Origin of the sequence: Haemophilus influenzae (genome assembly GCF_019703545.1) — a bacterium.
Lineage (GTDB): Bacteria > Pseudomonadota > Gammaproteobacteria > Enterobacterales > Pasteurellaceae > Haemophilus > Haemophilus influenzae_E.
Window position 1 is genome coordinate 708,122 of the sequence record NZ_AP018771.1, and the last position, 15,760, is coordinate 723,881.

Consider the following 15,760-nt stretch of genomic DNA (forward strand, 5'->3'; position numbering starts at 1 on the left):
AACAAAGGCTTAATAAAAGGAAAATGAATGAAACTAACAACACAGCAAACCTTGAAAAAAGGGTTTACATTAATAGAGCTAATGATTGTGATTGCAATTATTGCTATTTTAGCCACTATCGCAATTCCTTCTTATCAACATTATACTAAAAAAGCAGCGGTATCTGAATTACTGCAAGCGTCAGCGCCTTATAAGGCTGATGTGGAATTATGTGTATATAGTACAAATGAAACAACAAATTGTACGGGTGGAAAAAATGGTATTGCAGCAGATATAACCACAGCAAAAGGCTATGTAGCCTCAGTAAAAACGCAATCAGGTGGCATTACCGTAAAAGGGGATGGCACATTGGCAAATATGGAATATATTTTGCAAGCTACAGGTAATGCTGCAACAGGTGTAACTTGGACAACAACTTGCAAAGGAACGGATGCCTCTTTATTTCCAGCAAATTTTTGCGGAAGTGTCACACAATGACGAGCTATGCTTTACTTCATACTCAGCGTGTAACCGCTCAAAATGGCGAGATATTTACGATCTCGCCAGATTTATGGGAACGCAATCAACAACAGCAATCCTTGCTCTTGCGGTATTTTGCTTTGCCAATTAAAGAAGAAAATAATCGTCTTTGGCTAGGGGTTGATTCTCTCTCCAATCTTTCAGCTTGTGAAACCATTTCGTTTATAACAGGAAAACCTGTCGAACCAATTTTGTTAGAAAGCAGCCAACTCAAAGAACTGTTACAACAACTTACTCCGCACCAAATGCAAGTGGAAGAGCAAGTTAAATATTACCAACATCAAGAACAGTCTCATCTTGAACAACAAGATGATGAACCTGTTATCCGCTTACTTAATCAGATTTTTGAATCTGCCTTACAAAAAAATGCCTCTGATATTCATTTAGAAACCTTGGCTGATCAGTTTCAAGTGCGGTTTAGAATTGATGGTGTTTTACAACCACAACCCTTAATAAGCAAAATATTCGCCAATCGTATTATTTCACGCTTAAAATTACTGGCTAAATTAGATATTAGTGAAAATCGACTTCCACAAGATGGACGATTTCAATTTAAAACCACTTTTTCCGATATTCTTGATTTTCGCCTTTCAACCTTACCAACCCATTGGGGCGAAAAAATCGTGTTGCGAGCGCAACAAAATAAACCTGTAGAACTTAGCTTTGCTGAACTGGGTATGACCGAAAATCAGCAACAAGCATTTCAACGCGCACTTAGCCAGCCACAAGGATTAATTTTAGTCACTGGCCCAACAGGAAGTGGAAAAAGTATCTCACTTTACACCGCACTTCAATGGCTTAATACACCTGATAAACATATTATGACAGCGGAAGATCCCATTGAAATTGAGCTTGATGGTATTATTCAAAGCCAAATTAATCCACAGATTGGATTAGATTTTAGCCGTCTATTGCGCGCTTTTTTACGTCAAGATCCCGATATCATTATGCTAGGTGAAATTCGCGATGAAGAAAGTGCAAGGATTGCATTACGTGCCGCCCAAACGGGGCATTTGGTGCTTTCAACTTTACATACCAATGATGCAATTTCTGCCATTTCTCGCTTACAACAACTCGGTATTCAGCAGTATGAAATTGAAAACAGTTTACTACTTGTCATTGCACAACGTCTTGTACGAAAGCTTTGTTCAAAGTGCGGTGGAAATTTAATAAATTCTTGTGATTGCCATCAAGGTTATCGAGGGCGAATCGGCGTGTATCAATTTCTACATTGGCAACAGAATGGCTATCAAACGGATTTTGAGAATTTACGAGAGAGTGGTTTAGAAAAAGTTAGCCAAGGCATAACAGATGAGAAAGAAATTGAACGTGTGTTAGGTAAAAACTCATGACTAAAAAACTCTTTTATTATCAAGGTAGTAACGCATTAAATCAGAAACAAAAAGGCTCAATTATTGCGGATACGAAACAACAAGCGCACTTTCAGTTAATAAGCTGCGGGCTTACTCACATCAAATTACAACAAAACTGGCAATTTGTGGCAAAGCCCAAAAATTCAGAAATCAGTGAATTACTCAATCAATTAGCGACACTACTACAATCTGCCATTCCGTTAAAAAACAGCCTGCAAATTTTGCAACAAAATTGTACTCAAATTATGCTCAACGAATGGCTTGAACGACTGCTTCAATCCATTGAATCTGGCTTAGCATTCTCACAAGCAATTGAACAACAAGGAAAATATCTCACACAACAAGAAATTCAACTGATTCAAGTGGGAGAAATGACAGGAAAACTTGCCGTAGTTTGTAAAAAAATAGCCACGCACCGTAGCCAATCTTTAGCATTACAACGCAAATTACAGAAAATTATGTTATATCCCTCAATGGTATTGGGAATTTCTCTATTATTGACACTCGCATTACTGCTTTTTATCGTGCCTCAATTTGCTGAAATGTACAGTGGCAATAATGCCGAATTACCAACAATAACCGCAATATTGCTCTCTATATCCAATTTTCTTAAGCAAAATATTGGCATTTTGCTATTTTTCGCTTTGAGTTTTGTTCTATTTTATTACTTCTATCTAAAACGCCAGATCTGGTTTCATCAACAGAAAAACCAACTTATCTCTGTCACGCCTATTTTTGGCACAATTCAAAAACTTTCACGTTTAGTGAACTTTAGTCGCAGTTTACAAATTATGTTGCAGGCTGGCGTACCGCTTAATCAGGCACTAGACAGTTTTCTTCCTCGCACACAAACGTGGCAAACCAAGAAAACGCTTGTAAATGACATCGTATTAGATAAAGAAGTGCGGTCAATTTTACAATGGGTTTCTCAAGGCTATGCGTTTTCTGATAGTGTAAGTAGCGATCTTTTCCCGATGGAAGCACAACAAATGCTCCAAATTGGCGAACAAAGCGGAAAACTCGCTTTGATGCTAGAGCATATCGCGGATAATTACCAAGAAAAACTTAATCATCAAATTGACTTACTCTCACAAATGCTAGAACCATTAATGATGGTAATTATCGGCAGTCTGATTGGAATTATTATGATGGGAATGTATTTACCTATCTTTAATATGGGCTCTGTTATTCAATGATTTACTTCGCAATGTTTTTATTAGGCGGCATCTTAGGGATCGCATTGTGGTTCTACCTATCTGGTTTTATTACCCGTTTACAGCAAGAGATTTATGCGACTTATATTGAATTATTCCCACAAAACTTTCTTTCATTTCAGCCTAGCGTTTCCTCTATTCAACAAAAAAAGTGCGGTCATATTTTGAGGTATTTTTTAAGTGTTGGGGTAGGATTTATATTTTTACAAATTGCCTTCAAAGATTCTATTTTTACTGTATGGTTCGGGCTCACACTTCTTATCCTTTGGGCAATCAGTTATCTTGATTGGCACTATCAACTTATTTCTACGACACCCTGTTTATGGCTACTTACAATCGGTTTATTTGGCGCAGACAATAACTTTTCATTGCTTACGTTATCTGAAAGTATAAAAAGTGCGGCAAGTTTTTTTATTGTTTTCTACACAATCTATTGGATTGCAAAATTCTATTACGGCAAAGAAGCCTTTGGACGGGGAGATTATTGGCTAGCAATGGCATTAGGAAGTTTTATTCATTTAGAAACCTTGCCGCACTTTTTATTATTAGCCTCAGTTCTTGGAATATGTTTTTCGCTTATTCATAAAAAGAAAAAAGAATTTATACCTTTTGCCCCTTTTATGAACTTATCGGCTGTCATCATTTATTTCGTCAAATATTACTGGTATTAAAAAAGGGGAAAACATAATATTTTCCCCTTGTTCTTCATAAAAGTGCGGTTACTTTTACGAACGTTTCATCACTTCAAAAAACTCTTCGTTGGTTTTCGCCATCATCAGCTTATCAATCAAGAATTCCATTGCATCCACTTCATCCATTGGATTAAGAATCTTACGAAGAATCCACATTTTTTGTAATTCATCAGCTGTTGTGAGTAAGTCTTCTTTACGAGTACCAGAGCGTTGAAAGTCAATGGCTGGGAATACGCGTCTTTCTGCAATTTTACGAGAAAGGTGTAATTCCATATTACCTGTACCTTTAAATTCTTCGAAAATCACTTCATCCATTTTCGAACCTGTATCTACTAGCGCAGTGGCAATAATCGTTAAACTACCGCCTTCTTCCACGTTACGTGCAGCACCGAAGAAACGTTTTGGACGGTGCAATGCGTTAGCATCCACACCACCAGATAAAATTTTACCTGAAGCTGGAGTGACTGTATTGTAAGCACGTGCTAAACGGGTAATAGAGTCAAGTAAAATCACCACATCTTTTTTATGCTCTACTGAACGTTTCGCTTTTTCGATTACCATTTCTGCCACTTGAACGTGACGAGTTGCTGGCTCATCAAAAGTAGAAGCAATGACTTCGCCTTTTACTGAACGTTGCATTTCTGTCACTTCTTCTGGGCGTTCATCAATCAGTAATACGATAAGTTCCACATCAGGATAATTATGCGTGATACTTTGTGCAATATTTTGCAACAACATTGTTTTACCCGCTTTTGGCGGAGCTACGATCAAACCACGTTGGCCTTTACCAATTGGCGAGGCTAAATCCAAAATACGGGCAGTTAAATCTTCTGTTGAGCCATTGCCTCGCTCCATTCTTAAACGAGAGTTAGCATGTAATGGCGTTAAGTTTTCAAATAAGATTTTGCTACGAGAAACTTCTGGTTTGTCATCATTAACTTGATCAATTTTTAAAAGTGCAAAATAACGTTCGCCTTCTTTTGGTGGACGAATTTTGCCTTCGATTTTATCCCCAGTTTGAAGATTAAAACGACGAATTTGACTTGGGGAAACATAGATATCATCAGGGCCTGCAAGGTAGGAGCTATCAGCAGAACGAAGGAAACCAAAACCATCTGGTAAAATTTCTAACACGCCACCGCCGAAAATATCTTCGCCACTTTTGGCGTGCTGTTTTAAGATTGCAAAGACAATATCTTGTTTACGCAAACGAGCTAAATTTTCTAAGCCCATTTGCTCCTCGCCGAGTTTCACAAGATCAGAAACAGGCGTATTTTTAAGTTCTGTTAAATGCATAATGAATAAATGTTGGAATTAATAAGAATTGATTATTCGAATGGTGGGCTTGCACCCTTTGAATGGCGCGTAAATTACCACTAAAACCCTACGCTGTCTAGCTTTTATTAGCATTTAATATAAAAAATTACCGCACTTTTTTTAAGAACTTATTTTGGAAGTTTAGCCGTCTAGATTGTTATTTATTTGATTTTTAATTAGAATACGGACAATTTGTAAGGTTATCAATAAGCACTTAAGGGAAATTATGGCGAATTGGGACGGAAAATATATCAGCCCTTATGCAGAACACGGCAAAAAAAGTGAGCAAGTAAAAAAAATTACAGTATCTATTCCCATTAAAGTACTGGAAATTTTGACGAATGAACGCACTCGCCGCCAATTAAAAAGTTTACGTCACGCAACTAACAGTGAATTGCTTTGTGAAGCATTCTTACACGCATTCACAGGACAACCTTTACCCACCGATGCAGATTTAATGAAAGAGCGTAATGATGAAATCCCTGAAGATGCCAAAGTGCTTATGCGTGAATTAGGTGTCGATCCAGAAAGCTGGGAATATTAACCGCACTTTTCACTTATCCGTTCAAGCCATTCAAAATTAAACATTCAGGGTTGTCATTGCCCTGACAACTGTCGTGCCAGTGCTGCAATTTTTGTACCATTTTTTGTAACTGTTCTATTTGTTGATTTAATGTCGCAATATGTTGAGCAGTTAGCACTTTCACTTCTCGGCAGCTACGCTTAGGATTATCTTGTAGTGCTAATAATTGTGCGATTTGATGTAGTGAAAATCCCACATCCCGTGAATGACGAATAAAATGCAATCTTTCTAAATCACTTTCTCCATAATTTCGATAGCCTGACAAACTGCGAACAGCGGGTTTAATTAACCCTATTTTTTCATAATCACGGATTTGTTTTGTAGATAAACCTACTAATTTTGCGGCTTCACTAATATTCATAAAAAACTTCTTGACCTTAACCTTATGTAAAGGTTTATAGTTTAACCATCAATAAAACAACTAACAAGGAGTAAAAATGAAAACTATCACATTAAACATAAAAGGCATACATTGCGGCTGTTGCGTAAAAAGTCTTACTCAAGTTTTAACTGAATTAGATGGTGTACAATCTGCTGATGTGCAATTAGAGGGTAAAGTAAATATTACTTTTGATGAAAATCGAGTCAATGTTGCACAGCTGATTGAGGTCATTGAAGATGCTGGATTTGACGCCACAGAGTAAAAAATTTCAATTCAGATTGGTGGGATGGCCTGCCAATCGCATTCATCAATAAAACAACTAACAAGGAGTAAAAATGAAAACTATCACATTAAACATAAAAGGCATACATTGCGGCTGTTGCGTAAAAAGTCTTACTCAAGTTTTAACTGAATTAGATGGTGTACAATCTGCTGATGTGCAATTAGAGGGTAAATCAAATATTACTTTTGATGAAAATCGAGTCAATGTTGCACAGTTGATTGAGGTCATTGAAGATGCTGGATTTGACGCCACAGAGTAAAAAAATTTCAATTCAGATTGGTGGGATGACCTGCCAATCTTGTGCCAATCGCATTGAAAAAGTTTTAAATAAAAAACCATTTGTGCAACAAGCGGGAGTGAATTTTGCCGTCGAAGAAGCACAAGTTGTATTTGACGCTACGCAAGCAAGCGAAACTCAAATTATCGAGATTATCCATAAAACAGGTTTTTCTGCTCATATCAAACAAGCCAATGAATTACCAATAGAAGAAAATACATCAATCCCTTGGCGATTAATCATACTTTGGATAATCAATATTCCATTTCTGATTGGTATGCTTGGCATGATGAGTGGCTCACATCACTTGATGTTACCGCCGATTTGGCAATTTGCATTAGCAAGCATTGTGCAACTTTGGTTAGCCATTCCATTTTATCGCGGAGCAATCGGTAGTATTCGTGGTGGACTTGCCAATATGGATGTCCTTGTCAGCACAGGAACGCTCACTATTTATCTTTATTCTGCTTTTATGCTGTTTTACCACGCCGATCATGCAATGGGGCATGTGTATTTTGAAGCTTCTGTAATGGTAATTGGTTTTGTCAGTCTTGGAAAATTTCTTGAAGATCGCACTAAAAAGCACAGCCTAAATAGTTTGAGTATGCTCTTGCAGCTGACACCGAAAAAAGTCACTGTTTTACGTAATGAAAAATGGACTGAAATTGCTCTTGACCAAGTCAATATCGGCGAAATCATTCGTGCGAATCAAGGCGAACGTATTGCGGCAGACGGCATAATTGAAAGTGGAAATGGATGGTGTGATGAAAGCCATTTAACGGGCGAGTCTCGTCCAGAAGAAAAACAGAAAGGTGGAAAAGTATTAGCGGGGGCGATGGTAACAGAAGGTTCTATTATCTATCGAGCAAATCAGCTTGGTAGCCAAACCTTACTTGGCGATATGATGAATGCATTATCAGATGCACAAGGTTCAAAAGCACCCATTGCTCGATTTGCTGACAAAGTTGCTTCCGTGTTTGTTCCTGTCGTTTTAGTGATTTCACTTGTTACTTTCGCACTCACTTATATTCTGACGAATGATAGTGTGTCTTCACTAATTCACGCGGTATCCGTGCTTGTGATTGCTTGCCCTTGTGCCTTGGGATTAGCCACACCAGCAGCCATAATGGTTGGTTTAGGTAAAGCAGTCAATGCTGGCGTATGGTTTAAAGATGCGGCTGCAATGGAGGAAACCGCCCACGTGGATACCGTTGTACTTGATAAAACTGGCACATTAACAAAAGGAGAGCTTGAAATCTCTGCTTTATGGCAGCCACAAAGTGCGGTGTATTCTGAAGACGATTTGTATCGTTTTGCAGCAGCAGTTGAACGACAAGCTAACCACCCAATTGCAAAAGCTATTGTGCAAGCAGCAGAACAAAAAATGTTAGAAATTCCCACCGCACTTTTTTCAAAGATGGAAGTGGGTCAAGGCATTCAAGCCGAATTAGAACAAGTGGGAACAATAAAAGTCGGTAAACCTGATTATTGCGGTTTAATCTTGCCTAAAAATTTAGAGGATATTTGGCAAATTGCGAGCATTGTCGCAGTATCCATAAATGATGAACCCATCGGTGCATTTGCACTGACGGATACTTTAAAAAACGATAGCTTGCACGCCATTCAACGCTTACAACAGCAAAATATTGATGTCGTAATTATGAGTGGCGATCAACAATCTGTCGTTGATTACATAGCAAAACAGCTCGGCATTAAGAAAGCCTTTGGTGGACTCAGTCCTAGAGATAAGGCGGAACAAATCCAAAAGCTGAAAGCTCAAGGTCATATTGTCGCAATGGTAGGCGATGGAATAAATGATGCGCCTGCTTTAGCCGCGGCAAACGTCAGTTTTGCGATGAAATCAGGTTCAGATATTGCAGAACAAACTGCCTCTGCAACGCTTATGCAACATTCGGTGAATCAACTTGTGGATGCACTTTTTATTGCAATAGCAACCTTGAAAAATATCAAACAAAATCTATTTTTTGCTTTGATTTACAATATTCTCGGCATACCCCTTGCAGCTTTCGGTTTTCTTAGCCCTATAATCGCTGGTGCTGCTATGGCGTTGAGCTCAATTTCCGTATTGATGAACTCCTTAAGATTGAAAAAAGTGCGGTTCTAATTTCATTTATTTTTATACGCAATCGGTGTCGTCATCGCACCGATTTTTTTGTCGCTGAAAATTACCGCACTTTTTATAAAAAAATTTTAACTTGATCACAATTTTAGAATTTTCTCTTTGAGATTCTCTATTTATCGGCATAACATAATACTCAAATTTTGTTAGGGCATATTTTGCTCTACAAATTGACAAATTTAAGTAATTTATGCTTTGGAGCAAACTATGAAATCAACAGAAAAACTCAAATGGAACAAATTTGATGCAACATGGATGTTAAACCTTTTCGGTACGGCGGTTGGCGCGGGCGTATTGTTCTTGCCGATTAACGCAGGGATGGGTGGATTTTGGCCGTTAGTTTTAATGGCAATTATCGTCGGGCCAATGACTTATTTTGCTCACCGTGGCTTAGCTTATTTTGTGCTTTCATCTAAAAAGCCTGGCAGCGATATTACTGAAGTAGTGGAAGAACACTTTGGTAAAACCGCTGGTAAACTTATTACCTTACTTTATTTTTTCGCAATTTTCCCTATTCTGTTAATTTACGGTAACGGTATTACTAACACCGTAGATTCTTTTATTGTAAATCAACTTGGTATGGCATCACCAAATCGAGTCATTCTCTCTTTTTTATTAATTGCGGTATTGATTTCCGTGATGTTATTTAATGAAAAAGTGATGTTAAAAATCACAGAATGGCTTGTTTATCCGTTAGTCTTAATTTTATTTGTTCTTTCTATTTACTTAATTCCTGAATGGAATAGTGCCGTATTATATGAATTTCCAACAGCAGGTGGTTTCTTAACCACTTTATGGCTAACCATTCCCGTATTAGTATTTTCATTTAACCATTCGCCAGCGACTTCATCGTTCACTTGCTCACAATTCCGTGAATACAAAACGTTTGAGGGCGCAGAACGCCATATCAGCCATACAGAAAAAGGCGCTTCAACGATTTTATTATTCTTCGTAATGTTCTTCGTATTTAGCTGTGTATTAACACTAACACCTGAAGAATTAGTGGCAGCAAAAGAACAGAATATTAGTATCTTGTCTTTCTTAGCAAATAAATTTGATAATCCATATATCTCTTATTTTGGCCCGCTTGTTGCATTCTTAGCAATTACAAGTTCATTCTTCGGTCACTATATGGGGGCACGTGAAGGATTAGAAGGCTTATATTTGAAAATGAAAGGCGAATCTGTAAATCGTAAAAAACTCAATTATGCGACCGCACTTTTCTTCTTATTAACCTTATGGGGCGTTGCGATTATTAATCCAAGTATCTTAGGCTTAATTGAATCTCTTGGCGGCCCAATCATTGCGATGATTTTATTCATTATGCCAATGTATGCGATTCGCAAAATCCCAGCAATGAAACGCTACAGCGGACGTTTCAGTAATGTATTTGTAACAATTATGGGACTAATTGCTATTTCTGCAGTTGTTTATGGATTATTATAATCGCTTTTAATTTTTAACGAATTTTGAGAAATTTATGATTAGCGTATTTGATATGTTTAAAGTGGGAATTGGGCCATCCAGTTCCCACACGGTCGGTCCGATGAAAGCGGGTAAACAATTTATAGACGACTTAATTAAACGAAATCAGTTTGAACAAACAGCTGAAATTCATGTGGATGTGTATGGTTCTCTTTCAATGACAGGGAGAGGTCACAGTACAGATATCGCCATCATTATGGGATTAGCGGGTTATTTACCACATAATGTGGACATCGATATGATTTCAGGTTTCATCGAGAAAGTGAAACAAACTGCGCTTTTACCCATTAATATTGATCAAAAAACGGTAAAATTTGATTTTGAAAATAATCTCATTTTCCACCGCACTTTTTTAAAATTGCACGAAAATGGCATGACAATTACCGCTCTTGATGAAAATCGCACAGAGCTTTATCGCCAAACCTATTATTCGATCGGTGGTGGTTTTATTGTCGATGAAGCCCATTTTGGCAAAGAAGAAAAAACCACAGTCCAAGTGCCTTACCCTTACAAAAATGCAGAAGATATTTTGAAGCATTGCAGTGATAACGGCTTAATGCTTTCCACTGTGATGTTGGAAAATGAAATCGCATTGAATGGCAAAGAGGCTGTCAGTGCTCATATAGAGAATGTTTGGAAAACGATGCAGGCTTGTATTGAACACGGCATTCACACAGAGGGTATTTTACCCGGCCCATTAAAAGTACCACGTCGTGCGGCTTCACTTTATCGTATGTTGCAAGCTAATACGAATTTATCTAACGATCCAATGCGTGTGATCGACTGGGTCAATATGTTTGCGCTTGCTGTCAATGAAGAAAATGCAGCGGGTGGACGTGTAGTCACAGCTCCAACTAACGGTGCGTGTGGGATTATTCCAGCTGTATTAGCTTACTACGAAAAATTTATCTCGCCATTAACATCTGAAATCATTGAACGCTATTTATTAGCAGCGGGTATGATTGGTTCACTTTATAAGATGAACGCTTCTATTTCTGGTGCAGAAGTGGGTTGTCAAGGCGAAGTGGGTGTAGCCTGTTCAATGGCTGCTGCGGGACTAGCTGAAATTTTGGGTGGCAATCCACTACAAGTATGCATCGCAGCTGAAATTGCAATGGAGCATAATTTAGGATTAACTTGCGACCCTGTCGGCGGTCAAGTTCAAGTACCTTGTATCGAACGCAATGCGATTGCTTCAGTTAAAGCGATCAATGCATCGCGTATGGCTTTACGCCGCACCACCAATCCAAGAGTAAGCTTAGATAAAGTGATTGAAACAATGTACGAAACAGGTAAAGATATGAACGCCAAGTATCGCGAAACATCTCAAGGCGGACTTGCAGTTAAAATTGTTTGTAACTAATAAAAAGTAAAATAATTAAGGGCTGATCTGCACGAATTAGTTGGACTACATAACCCACTGTTAAAGTGCAGATCGCTATTTAATAATTTAAATTTATTTTTTAAAACTTACCCAGTAAAACTTGCAAACCAACCTAAGTTTGCCCCAATTTGCGCCACAATATTTAATATGCCAAATAACATTACAAAACCAATCATAAAATTTCCGCCGTATACTTTATAACTTGCTTGTGGGAATTTTTGACGGCTTGCTTTGGCAAGAAGTGCGGGGACAATTGCAGCCCAAATTGTTGCCGCCAATCCAGCGTAACCAATGGCAATCACAAATCCATAAGGAAATTGCAGGCTTAGCAATAATGGCGGTAAAAAAGTAACAAGTGTTGTTTTTGTTCTGCCCAATAAGCTATCGTCAAATTTAAATAGATCCGCAATATAGTCAAATAACCCTAAAGTGACGCCTAAGAATGAAGTAGAAATTGCCATATAAGCAAAGAAATTTAATGCGACGGAAAGGTATTCCACTTCAATATATTTATGTAAAGCCTCTAATAATGCAGAAACATCGCCGCCTTTTTCAATGACTGGCGCAAATTCAGTGCGTGGTAAATTACCTTGTACAGCGAGCTGCCATAAGATGTAAATCACTAATGCTAAGCCCGTACCAATAAAGATCGATTTCATCACGCGACGACCATCACGATCGTAATATTTGACGAGACTCGGGACATTTCCGTGGAAACCAAACGACACGAGACAAACTGGAAGTGCGGTCAATAAATAAGGTAAATATGTTTGCTCACTTTCAGCAACGGTATTGAATAAAACTGCTGTTTTTACAGAGCTTAATAAACCAGTAGTAGAAAGGAAAAAAGCAACCACCATCCCGACAATTAACACGGTTGTGAAACGATCCACTGCTTTGGTTGAAAGCCATACAAAGGCTGCAAGAATAAGGCAGAAAATTAAAGATCCTGAAGTTCGCCCAATATCTACCGCACTTTCAGCAGAACTGAATGCTTGGTTGAGCAGATTTTGTGTAATGCCTCCGCCTGAGGTTATGTAGGCATAAGTCAAAATATACAAGACGAAAGCAACAGAAAGACCGTTGATAATATTCCAACTTTTTCCTAATAAATCTTTAACGATAGTGTCAAAACTTGAACCTGTTGGATAATGTAGATTAGCTTCTAGGATCATTAATCCTGAGGTTGTCATACAAAACCAAGTATAAATTAAAGCAAGAATTGAACCGATAAACCATACACCTGCCGTTGAAGTTGGGTTAGCCAGCATGCCTGCACCAATCGCTGTACCTGCAATGATCATTGCACCGCCTAAGAGAGAAGGAGATTTTTGTTGTATCATAAAATGCCTCTAAAATAAATTTGCACTATTATAATAGTACGCAAGGAAAGTGCAATATATTTATATCGATAAAAAGGGGACATTTAGTCCCCTTTGTAATGTTGTCAAAGCATTCATTATTGACGGTAATCCGACAAAAATCTTGCTAATTTTGTAATGGCTTCTTCAAGCTGATTCACATAAGGAAGGGTGACAACACGGAAGTGATCAGGTGAATGCCAATTAAATCCTTTACCGTGCACAAGTAGTACTTTTTCTTGGCGGAGTAAATCCAGCACCATTTTTTCATCACTGTGAATATTGAATTTTTTCACATCAATTTTCGGGAACATATACATCGCCCCCATTGGTTTCACGCAAGTAATGCCTGGAATTTGAGTGATGAGATCGTAGGCTTTGTTTCGTTGCTCAAGTAATCGACCACCTGGTAAAATAAATTCATTAATACTTTGATAGCCACCAAGTGCAGTTTGAATTGCATGTTGCATTGGTACGTTGGCACATAAACGCATTGATGCCAGCATATCCAAGCCTTCAATATAACCTTTCGCATTATGTTTTGGGCCGTTTAAAATCATCCAACCTTGACGGAAGCCTGCAACTCGATAAGCTTTTGATAACCCATTCAATGTAACGGTTAATAAATCAGGAGCTAGTGCGGCAATGTGATGATGCACTGCGCCATCATATAAAATTTTGTCGTAGATTTCGTCTGCAAAGATGATCAAATTATTTTGGCGCGCGATTTCCACAACTTCTTGTAATAATTCTTTGCTATACACAGCACCCGTTGGGTTGTTCGGGTTGATGATGACAATCGCTTTAGTTTTCGTATTCACTTTCGCTTTAATATCATCAATAGCGGGGAACCAATTTGCTTCTTCATCACAAAGGTAATGAACAGCCTTGCCGCCAGAAAGTGTTACCGCAGCAGTCCAAAGCGGATAATCAGGCATTGGCACGAGTACTTCATCACCATCATTGAGTAATGCTTGCATGGCCATTGTGATAAGCTCAGATACGCCGTTACCAATATACACATCATTGACGGTCGCGCCGTGAATCCCTTTTGATTGATAATATTGAACAATGGCTTTACGAGCAGAATATAAACCTTTTGAATCACAGTAGCCTTGAGCTGACGGCAAATTACGCAATACGTCCACCAAAATTTCATCTGGTGCTTCAAAGCCGAAAGGTGCGGGGTTGCCGATATTTAATTTTAAAATTTTATTGCCTTCTTCTTCTAAGCGTAGTGCTTCTTTGTGCACTGGTCCGCGAATGTCATAACATACGTGTTCTAATTTGTCGGATTTTGGGAATAATCGCATAGTGAAATCCTTTTGTTTCTAATAAATTTTTCGAGAAAAGTGCGGTTAATTTACGCTGAATTTTTAATATTGAAAAGATTTTGTAAAAAAATTTTTTGTCATTAACAATCTGCGGTAGAATACGGCTAATTTTTTGTGTATTTAAAACAAAATCTAATGAGTTATTTAGCGCAGGCAATAGGCGAGTTAAAATCGCAAATTCACGCATATTTACAGCAATCAACGAATGAACTTGTCCGTTTTCAGGTAAAACTGGACAAGGTCGATTTGTTGGCGTGGCTGAAAGGTCAATCTGCGTATCCTCAATTTTATTTACATTTTCGTGATGAAGAAAAAGCACTGGCTGCGCTTGGGGCAGTGCAGTCATTTTCACAGTTAAATTTAGCACAAGAGTTTATTGAAGAAAGTGGTTTTCCACTGGTCGGCGGTTTGCAATTTCAAGGCACTGCACAATTTGTATTACCCAAAATGCTTGTTGAACAGGATAATAAAGGCACGTTGGTATCCTTTTTTGTGAAAGATGAGCAAAGTGCGAATGATACTTTAGCCCACCTCAAAACTTTTGAAAATCTCACCGCACTTTCTGCGTTGCCAAAACAAATTCCTTTGCATACAGAGCCTCGAGCTAATGAAAGAACTTGGTGTGATTGGGTCAATCAGGCTTTGGTAGAAATTAAAAGTGGAGAGCTGACAAAAATTGTGTTAGCCAATGAAACCACTTTTCATTTAAAGCAAGCGATTAATGCGTACGATTTTTTAGCAGAAAGCGAAAAACAAAATCAAGGTTGTTATCATTTTTTATGGGCTGAAAATTTTCATTCGGTTTTTGTTGGTTCTACGCCAGAACGCCTATTTGCTCGTGAGTATAATTTGTTGCTAACAGAGGCTTTGGCGGGGACAGCATCAGTTTCTGAAAGTGAGGAAGAAACGCAATCTCAAGCCAATTGGTTATTAAATGACGAGAAAAATTTAAAAGAAAATTGGTTAGTCGTAAAAGATATTTCGCAGAATTTACGTAAGCAAGTAGAAAGTTTTGATGTAAGCAATGTGGAATTGAAACCGTTACGTAAAGTACAACATTTGATTCGTAAAATTCGTGCAAATTTGACCGCACATTATGCAGATGTAAATATATTAAAAGCGATTCATCCTACGGCTGCAGTATCTGGTTTGCCACAGCAACAAGCCAAAATGATTTTGTCAGAAATCGAAACCTTTGATCGAGGCTGGTATGCGGGAACATTGGGCGTGATGAGCGATGTATGTTCAGAGTTTTGTGTGGCGATTCGTTCTGCTTTTATTGAAGGTCATCGTATTCGTGTATTTGCTGGCGCGGGCATTGTGGCAGGCTCGCAGCCATTGGAAGAATGGAAAGAAATTGAACGTAAAGCAGCAGGGTTAATTTCCTTGTTTGCAGAAGAAAAATGATAACGGAGA

16 protein-coding genes are annotated in these 15,760 nt (G+C 38.2%); 11 read left to right on the forward strand and 5 right to left on the reverse strand.

The features are described 5' to 3' along the window. Nucleotides 1-27 precede the first annotated feature (27 nt). The 4 genes from K6J66_RS03560 to K6J66_RS03575 are packed head-to-tail and all read left to right on the forward strand — an operon-like array spanning nt 28 to nt 3,777. Nucleotides 28-477 carry a prepilin-type N-terminal cleavage/methylation domain-containing protein gene (locus tag K6J66_RS03560; RefSeq protein ID WP_038439231.1) on the forward strand — a complete coding sequence of 150 codons (450 nt, stop codon included), beginning with the start codon at nt 28-30 and terminating at the stop codon, nt 475-477. After that, nucleotides 474-1,871, forward strand: a complete 1,398-nt coding sequence (locus K6J66_RS03565; RefSeq protein WP_038439229.1) for a GspE/PulE family protein — start codon at nt 474-476, stop codon at nt 1,869-1,871. The genes K6J66_RS03560 and K6J66_RS03565 overlap by 4 nt, the downstream gene beginning before the upstream one ends. Further along, a complete protein-coding gene (locus tag K6J66_RS03570; protein ID WP_038439228.1) occupies nt 1,868-3,088 on the forward strand; it encodes a type II secretion system F family protein in 1,221 nt (406 codons plus the stop codon). The genes K6J66_RS03565 and K6J66_RS03570 overlap by 4 nt, the downstream gene beginning before the upstream one ends. Continuing rightward, the gene (locus tag K6J66_RS03575; RefSeq protein WP_038439227.1) at nt 3,085-3,777 is read left to right on the forward strand and encodes a prepilin peptidase; all 693 of its coding nucleotides are present in this window, start codon (nt 3,085-3,087) and stop codon (nt 3,775-3,777) included. Before K6J66_RS03570 ends, K6J66_RS03575 begins: the two co-directional genes overlap by 4 nt. A gap of 54 nt (nt 3,778-3,831) precedes the next feature. On the opposite strand, the gene rho is transcribed toward K6J66_RS03575, so the two are convergent. Beyond that, nucleotides 3,832-5,094, reverse strand: a complete 1,263-nt coding sequence (gene rho / locus K6J66_RS03580) for a transcription termination factor Rho (RefSeq protein WP_005666690.1) — start codon at nt 5,092-5,094, stop codon at nt 3,832-3,834. Nucleotides 5,095-5,341: 247 nt separating this feature from the next. Between rho and metJ the strand changes: the two genes are divergently transcribed. Continuing rightward, a complete protein-coding gene (metJ, locus tag K6J66_RS03585; RefSeq protein WP_005631186.1) occupies nt 5,342-5,659 on the forward strand; it encodes a met regulon transcriptional regulator MetJ in 318 nt (105 codons plus the stop codon). Nucleotides 5,660-5,672: 13 nt separating this feature from the next. On the opposite strand, the gene cueR is transcribed toward metJ, so the two are convergent. Then, entirely contained in the window at nt 5,673-6,059 is a 387-nt protein-coding gene (cueR, locus tag K6J66_RS03590) for a Cu(I)-responsive transcriptional regulator (RefSeq protein ID WP_038439225.1), read from the reverse strand. 76 nt (nt 6,060-6,135) lie between these two features. Between cueR and K6J66_RS03595 the strand changes: the two genes are divergently transcribed. From K6J66_RS03595 to K6J66_RS03615, 5 genes are all read left to right on the forward strand, one after another. Then, nucleotides 6,136-6,342, forward strand: coding sequence for a heavy-metal-associated domain-containing protein (locus K6J66_RS03595; protein WP_005666693.1), 207 nt, complete (start codon nt 6,136-6,138; stop codon nt 6,340-6,342). Nucleotides 6,343-6,415: 73 nt separating this feature from the next. Next, the gene (locus K6J66_RS03600) at nt 6,416-6,622 is read left to right on the forward strand and encodes a heavy-metal-associated domain-containing protein (protein WP_005686717.1); all 207 of its coding nucleotides are present in this window, start codon (nt 6,416-6,418) and stop codon (nt 6,620-6,622) included. Next, a complete protein-coding gene (locus K6J66_RS03605) occupies nt 6,597-8,765 on the forward strand; it encodes a heavy metal translocating P-type ATPase (protein WP_038439223.1) in 2,169 nt (722 codons plus the stop codon). Before K6J66_RS03600 ends, K6J66_RS03605 begins: the two co-directional genes overlap by 26 nt. 222 nt (nt 8,766-8,987) lie before the next feature. Then, nucleotides 8,988-10,226: an HAAAP family serine/threonine permease gene (locus tag K6J66_RS03610; RefSeq protein ID WP_038439221.1), complete on the forward strand. Its 1,239-nt coding sequence runs from the start codon at nt 8,988-8,990 to the stop codon at nt 10,224-10,226. A gap of 34 nt (nt 10,227-10,260) precedes the next feature. Next, complete coding sequence (locus tag K6J66_RS03615; protein ID WP_005660692.1) at nt 10,261-11,628, forward strand: L-serine ammonia-lyase; 1,368 nt, start codon at nt 10,261-10,263, stop codon at nt 11,626-11,628. A 107-nt stretch (nt 11,629-11,735) separates the two neighbouring features. Here the strand turns inward: K6J66_RS03615 and mtr are convergent, their stop codons facing one another. The 3 genes from mtr to K6J66_RS03630 form a co-directional block, all read right to left on the reverse strand. After that, the gene (gene mtr / locus K6J66_RS03620) at nt 11,736-12,992 is read right to left on the reverse strand and encodes a tryptophan permease (RefSeq protein WP_005665311.1); all 1,257 of its coding nucleotides are present in this window, start codon (nt 12,990-12,992) and stop codon (nt 11,736-11,738) included. Nucleotides 12,993-13,108: 116 nt separating this feature from the next. Next, on the reverse strand, nt 13,109-14,323 hold the full coding sequence (locus tag K6J66_RS03625; RefSeq protein ID WP_015701553.1) for a pyridoxal phosphate-dependent aminotransferase: 1,215 nt from the start codon (nt 14,321-14,323) through the stop codon (nt 13,109-13,111). Then, nucleotides 14,277-14,690 carry a hypothetical protein gene (locus tag K6J66_RS03630; RefSeq protein WP_229380856.1) on the reverse strand — a complete coding sequence of 138 codons (414 nt, stop codon included), beginning with the start codon at nt 14,688-14,690 and terminating at the stop codon, nt 14,277-14,279. Before K6J66_RS03630 ends, K6J66_RS03625 begins: the two co-directional genes overlap by 47 nt. Here K6J66_RS03630 and K6J66_RS03635 point away from each other — a divergent pair. Continuing rightward, nucleotides 14,594-15,751: an isochorismate synthase gene (locus K6J66_RS03635; RefSeq protein WP_238144207.1), complete on the forward strand. Its 1,158-nt coding sequence runs from the start codon at nt 14,594-14,596 to the stop codon at nt 15,749-15,751. The two genes, K6J66_RS03630 and K6J66_RS03635, sit on opposite strands and share 97 nt — an antisense overlap. Nucleotides 15,752-15,760: the final 9 nt, after the last annotated feature.

Excerpts from the sequence above, each read along its gene's own strand:
- K6J66_RS03560 (WP_038439231.1), top strand. The coding sequence starts at position 28 with ATGAAACTAACAACACAGCAAACCTTGAAAAAAGGGTTTACATTAATA.
- K6J66_RS03565 (WP_038439229.1), top strand. The coding sequence starts at position 474 with ATGACGAGCTATGCTTTACTTCATACTCAGCGTGTAACCGCTCAAAAT.
- K6J66_RS03570 (WP_038439228.1), top strand. The coding sequence starts at position 1,868 with ATGACTAAAAAACTCTTTTATTATCAAGGTAGTAACGCATTAAATCAG.
- K6J66_RS03575 (WP_038439227.1), top strand. The coding sequence starts at position 3,085 with ATGATTTACTTCGCAATGTTTTTATTAGGCGGCATCTTAGGGATCGCA.
- rho (WP_005666690.1), bottom strand. The coding sequence starts at position 5,094 with ATGCATTTAACAGAACTTAAAAATACGCCTGTTTCTGATCTTGTGAAA.
- metJ (WP_005631186.1), top strand. The coding sequence starts at position 5,342 with ATGGCGAATTGGGACGGAAAATATATCAGCCCTTATGCAGAACACGGC.
- cueR (WP_038439225.1), bottom strand. The coding sequence starts at position 6,059 with ATGAATATTAGTGAAGCCGCAAAATTAGTAGGTTTATCTACAAAACAA.
- K6J66_RS03595 (WP_005666693.1), top strand. The coding sequence starts at position 6,136 with ATGAAAACTATCACATTAAACATAAAAGGCATACATTGCGGCTGTTGC.
- K6J66_RS03600 (WP_005686717.1), top strand. The coding sequence starts at position 6,416 with ATGAAAACTATCACATTAAACATAAAAGGCATACATTGCGGCTGTTGC.
- K6J66_RS03605 (WP_038439223.1), top strand. The coding sequence starts at position 6,597 with ATGCTGGATTTGACGCCACAGAGTAAAAAAATTTCAATTCAGATTGGT.
- K6J66_RS03610 (WP_038439221.1), top strand. The coding sequence starts at position 8,988 with ATGAAATCAACAGAAAAACTCAAATGGAACAAATTTGATGCAACATGG.
- K6J66_RS03615 (WP_005660692.1), top strand. The coding sequence starts at position 10,261 with ATGATTAGCGTATTTGATATGTTTAAAGTGGGAATTGGGCCATCCAGT.
- mtr (WP_005665311.1), bottom strand. The coding sequence starts at position 12,992 with ATGATACAACAAAAATCTCCTTCTCTCTTAGGCGGTGCAATGATCATT.
- K6J66_RS03625 (WP_015701553.1), bottom strand. The coding sequence starts at position 14,323 with ATGCGATTATTCCCAAAATCCGACAAATTAGAACACGTATGTTATGAC.
- K6J66_RS03630 (WP_229380856.1), bottom strand. The coding sequence starts at position 14,690 with ATGACTGCACTGCCCCAAGCGCAGCCAGTGCTTTTTCTTCATCACGAA.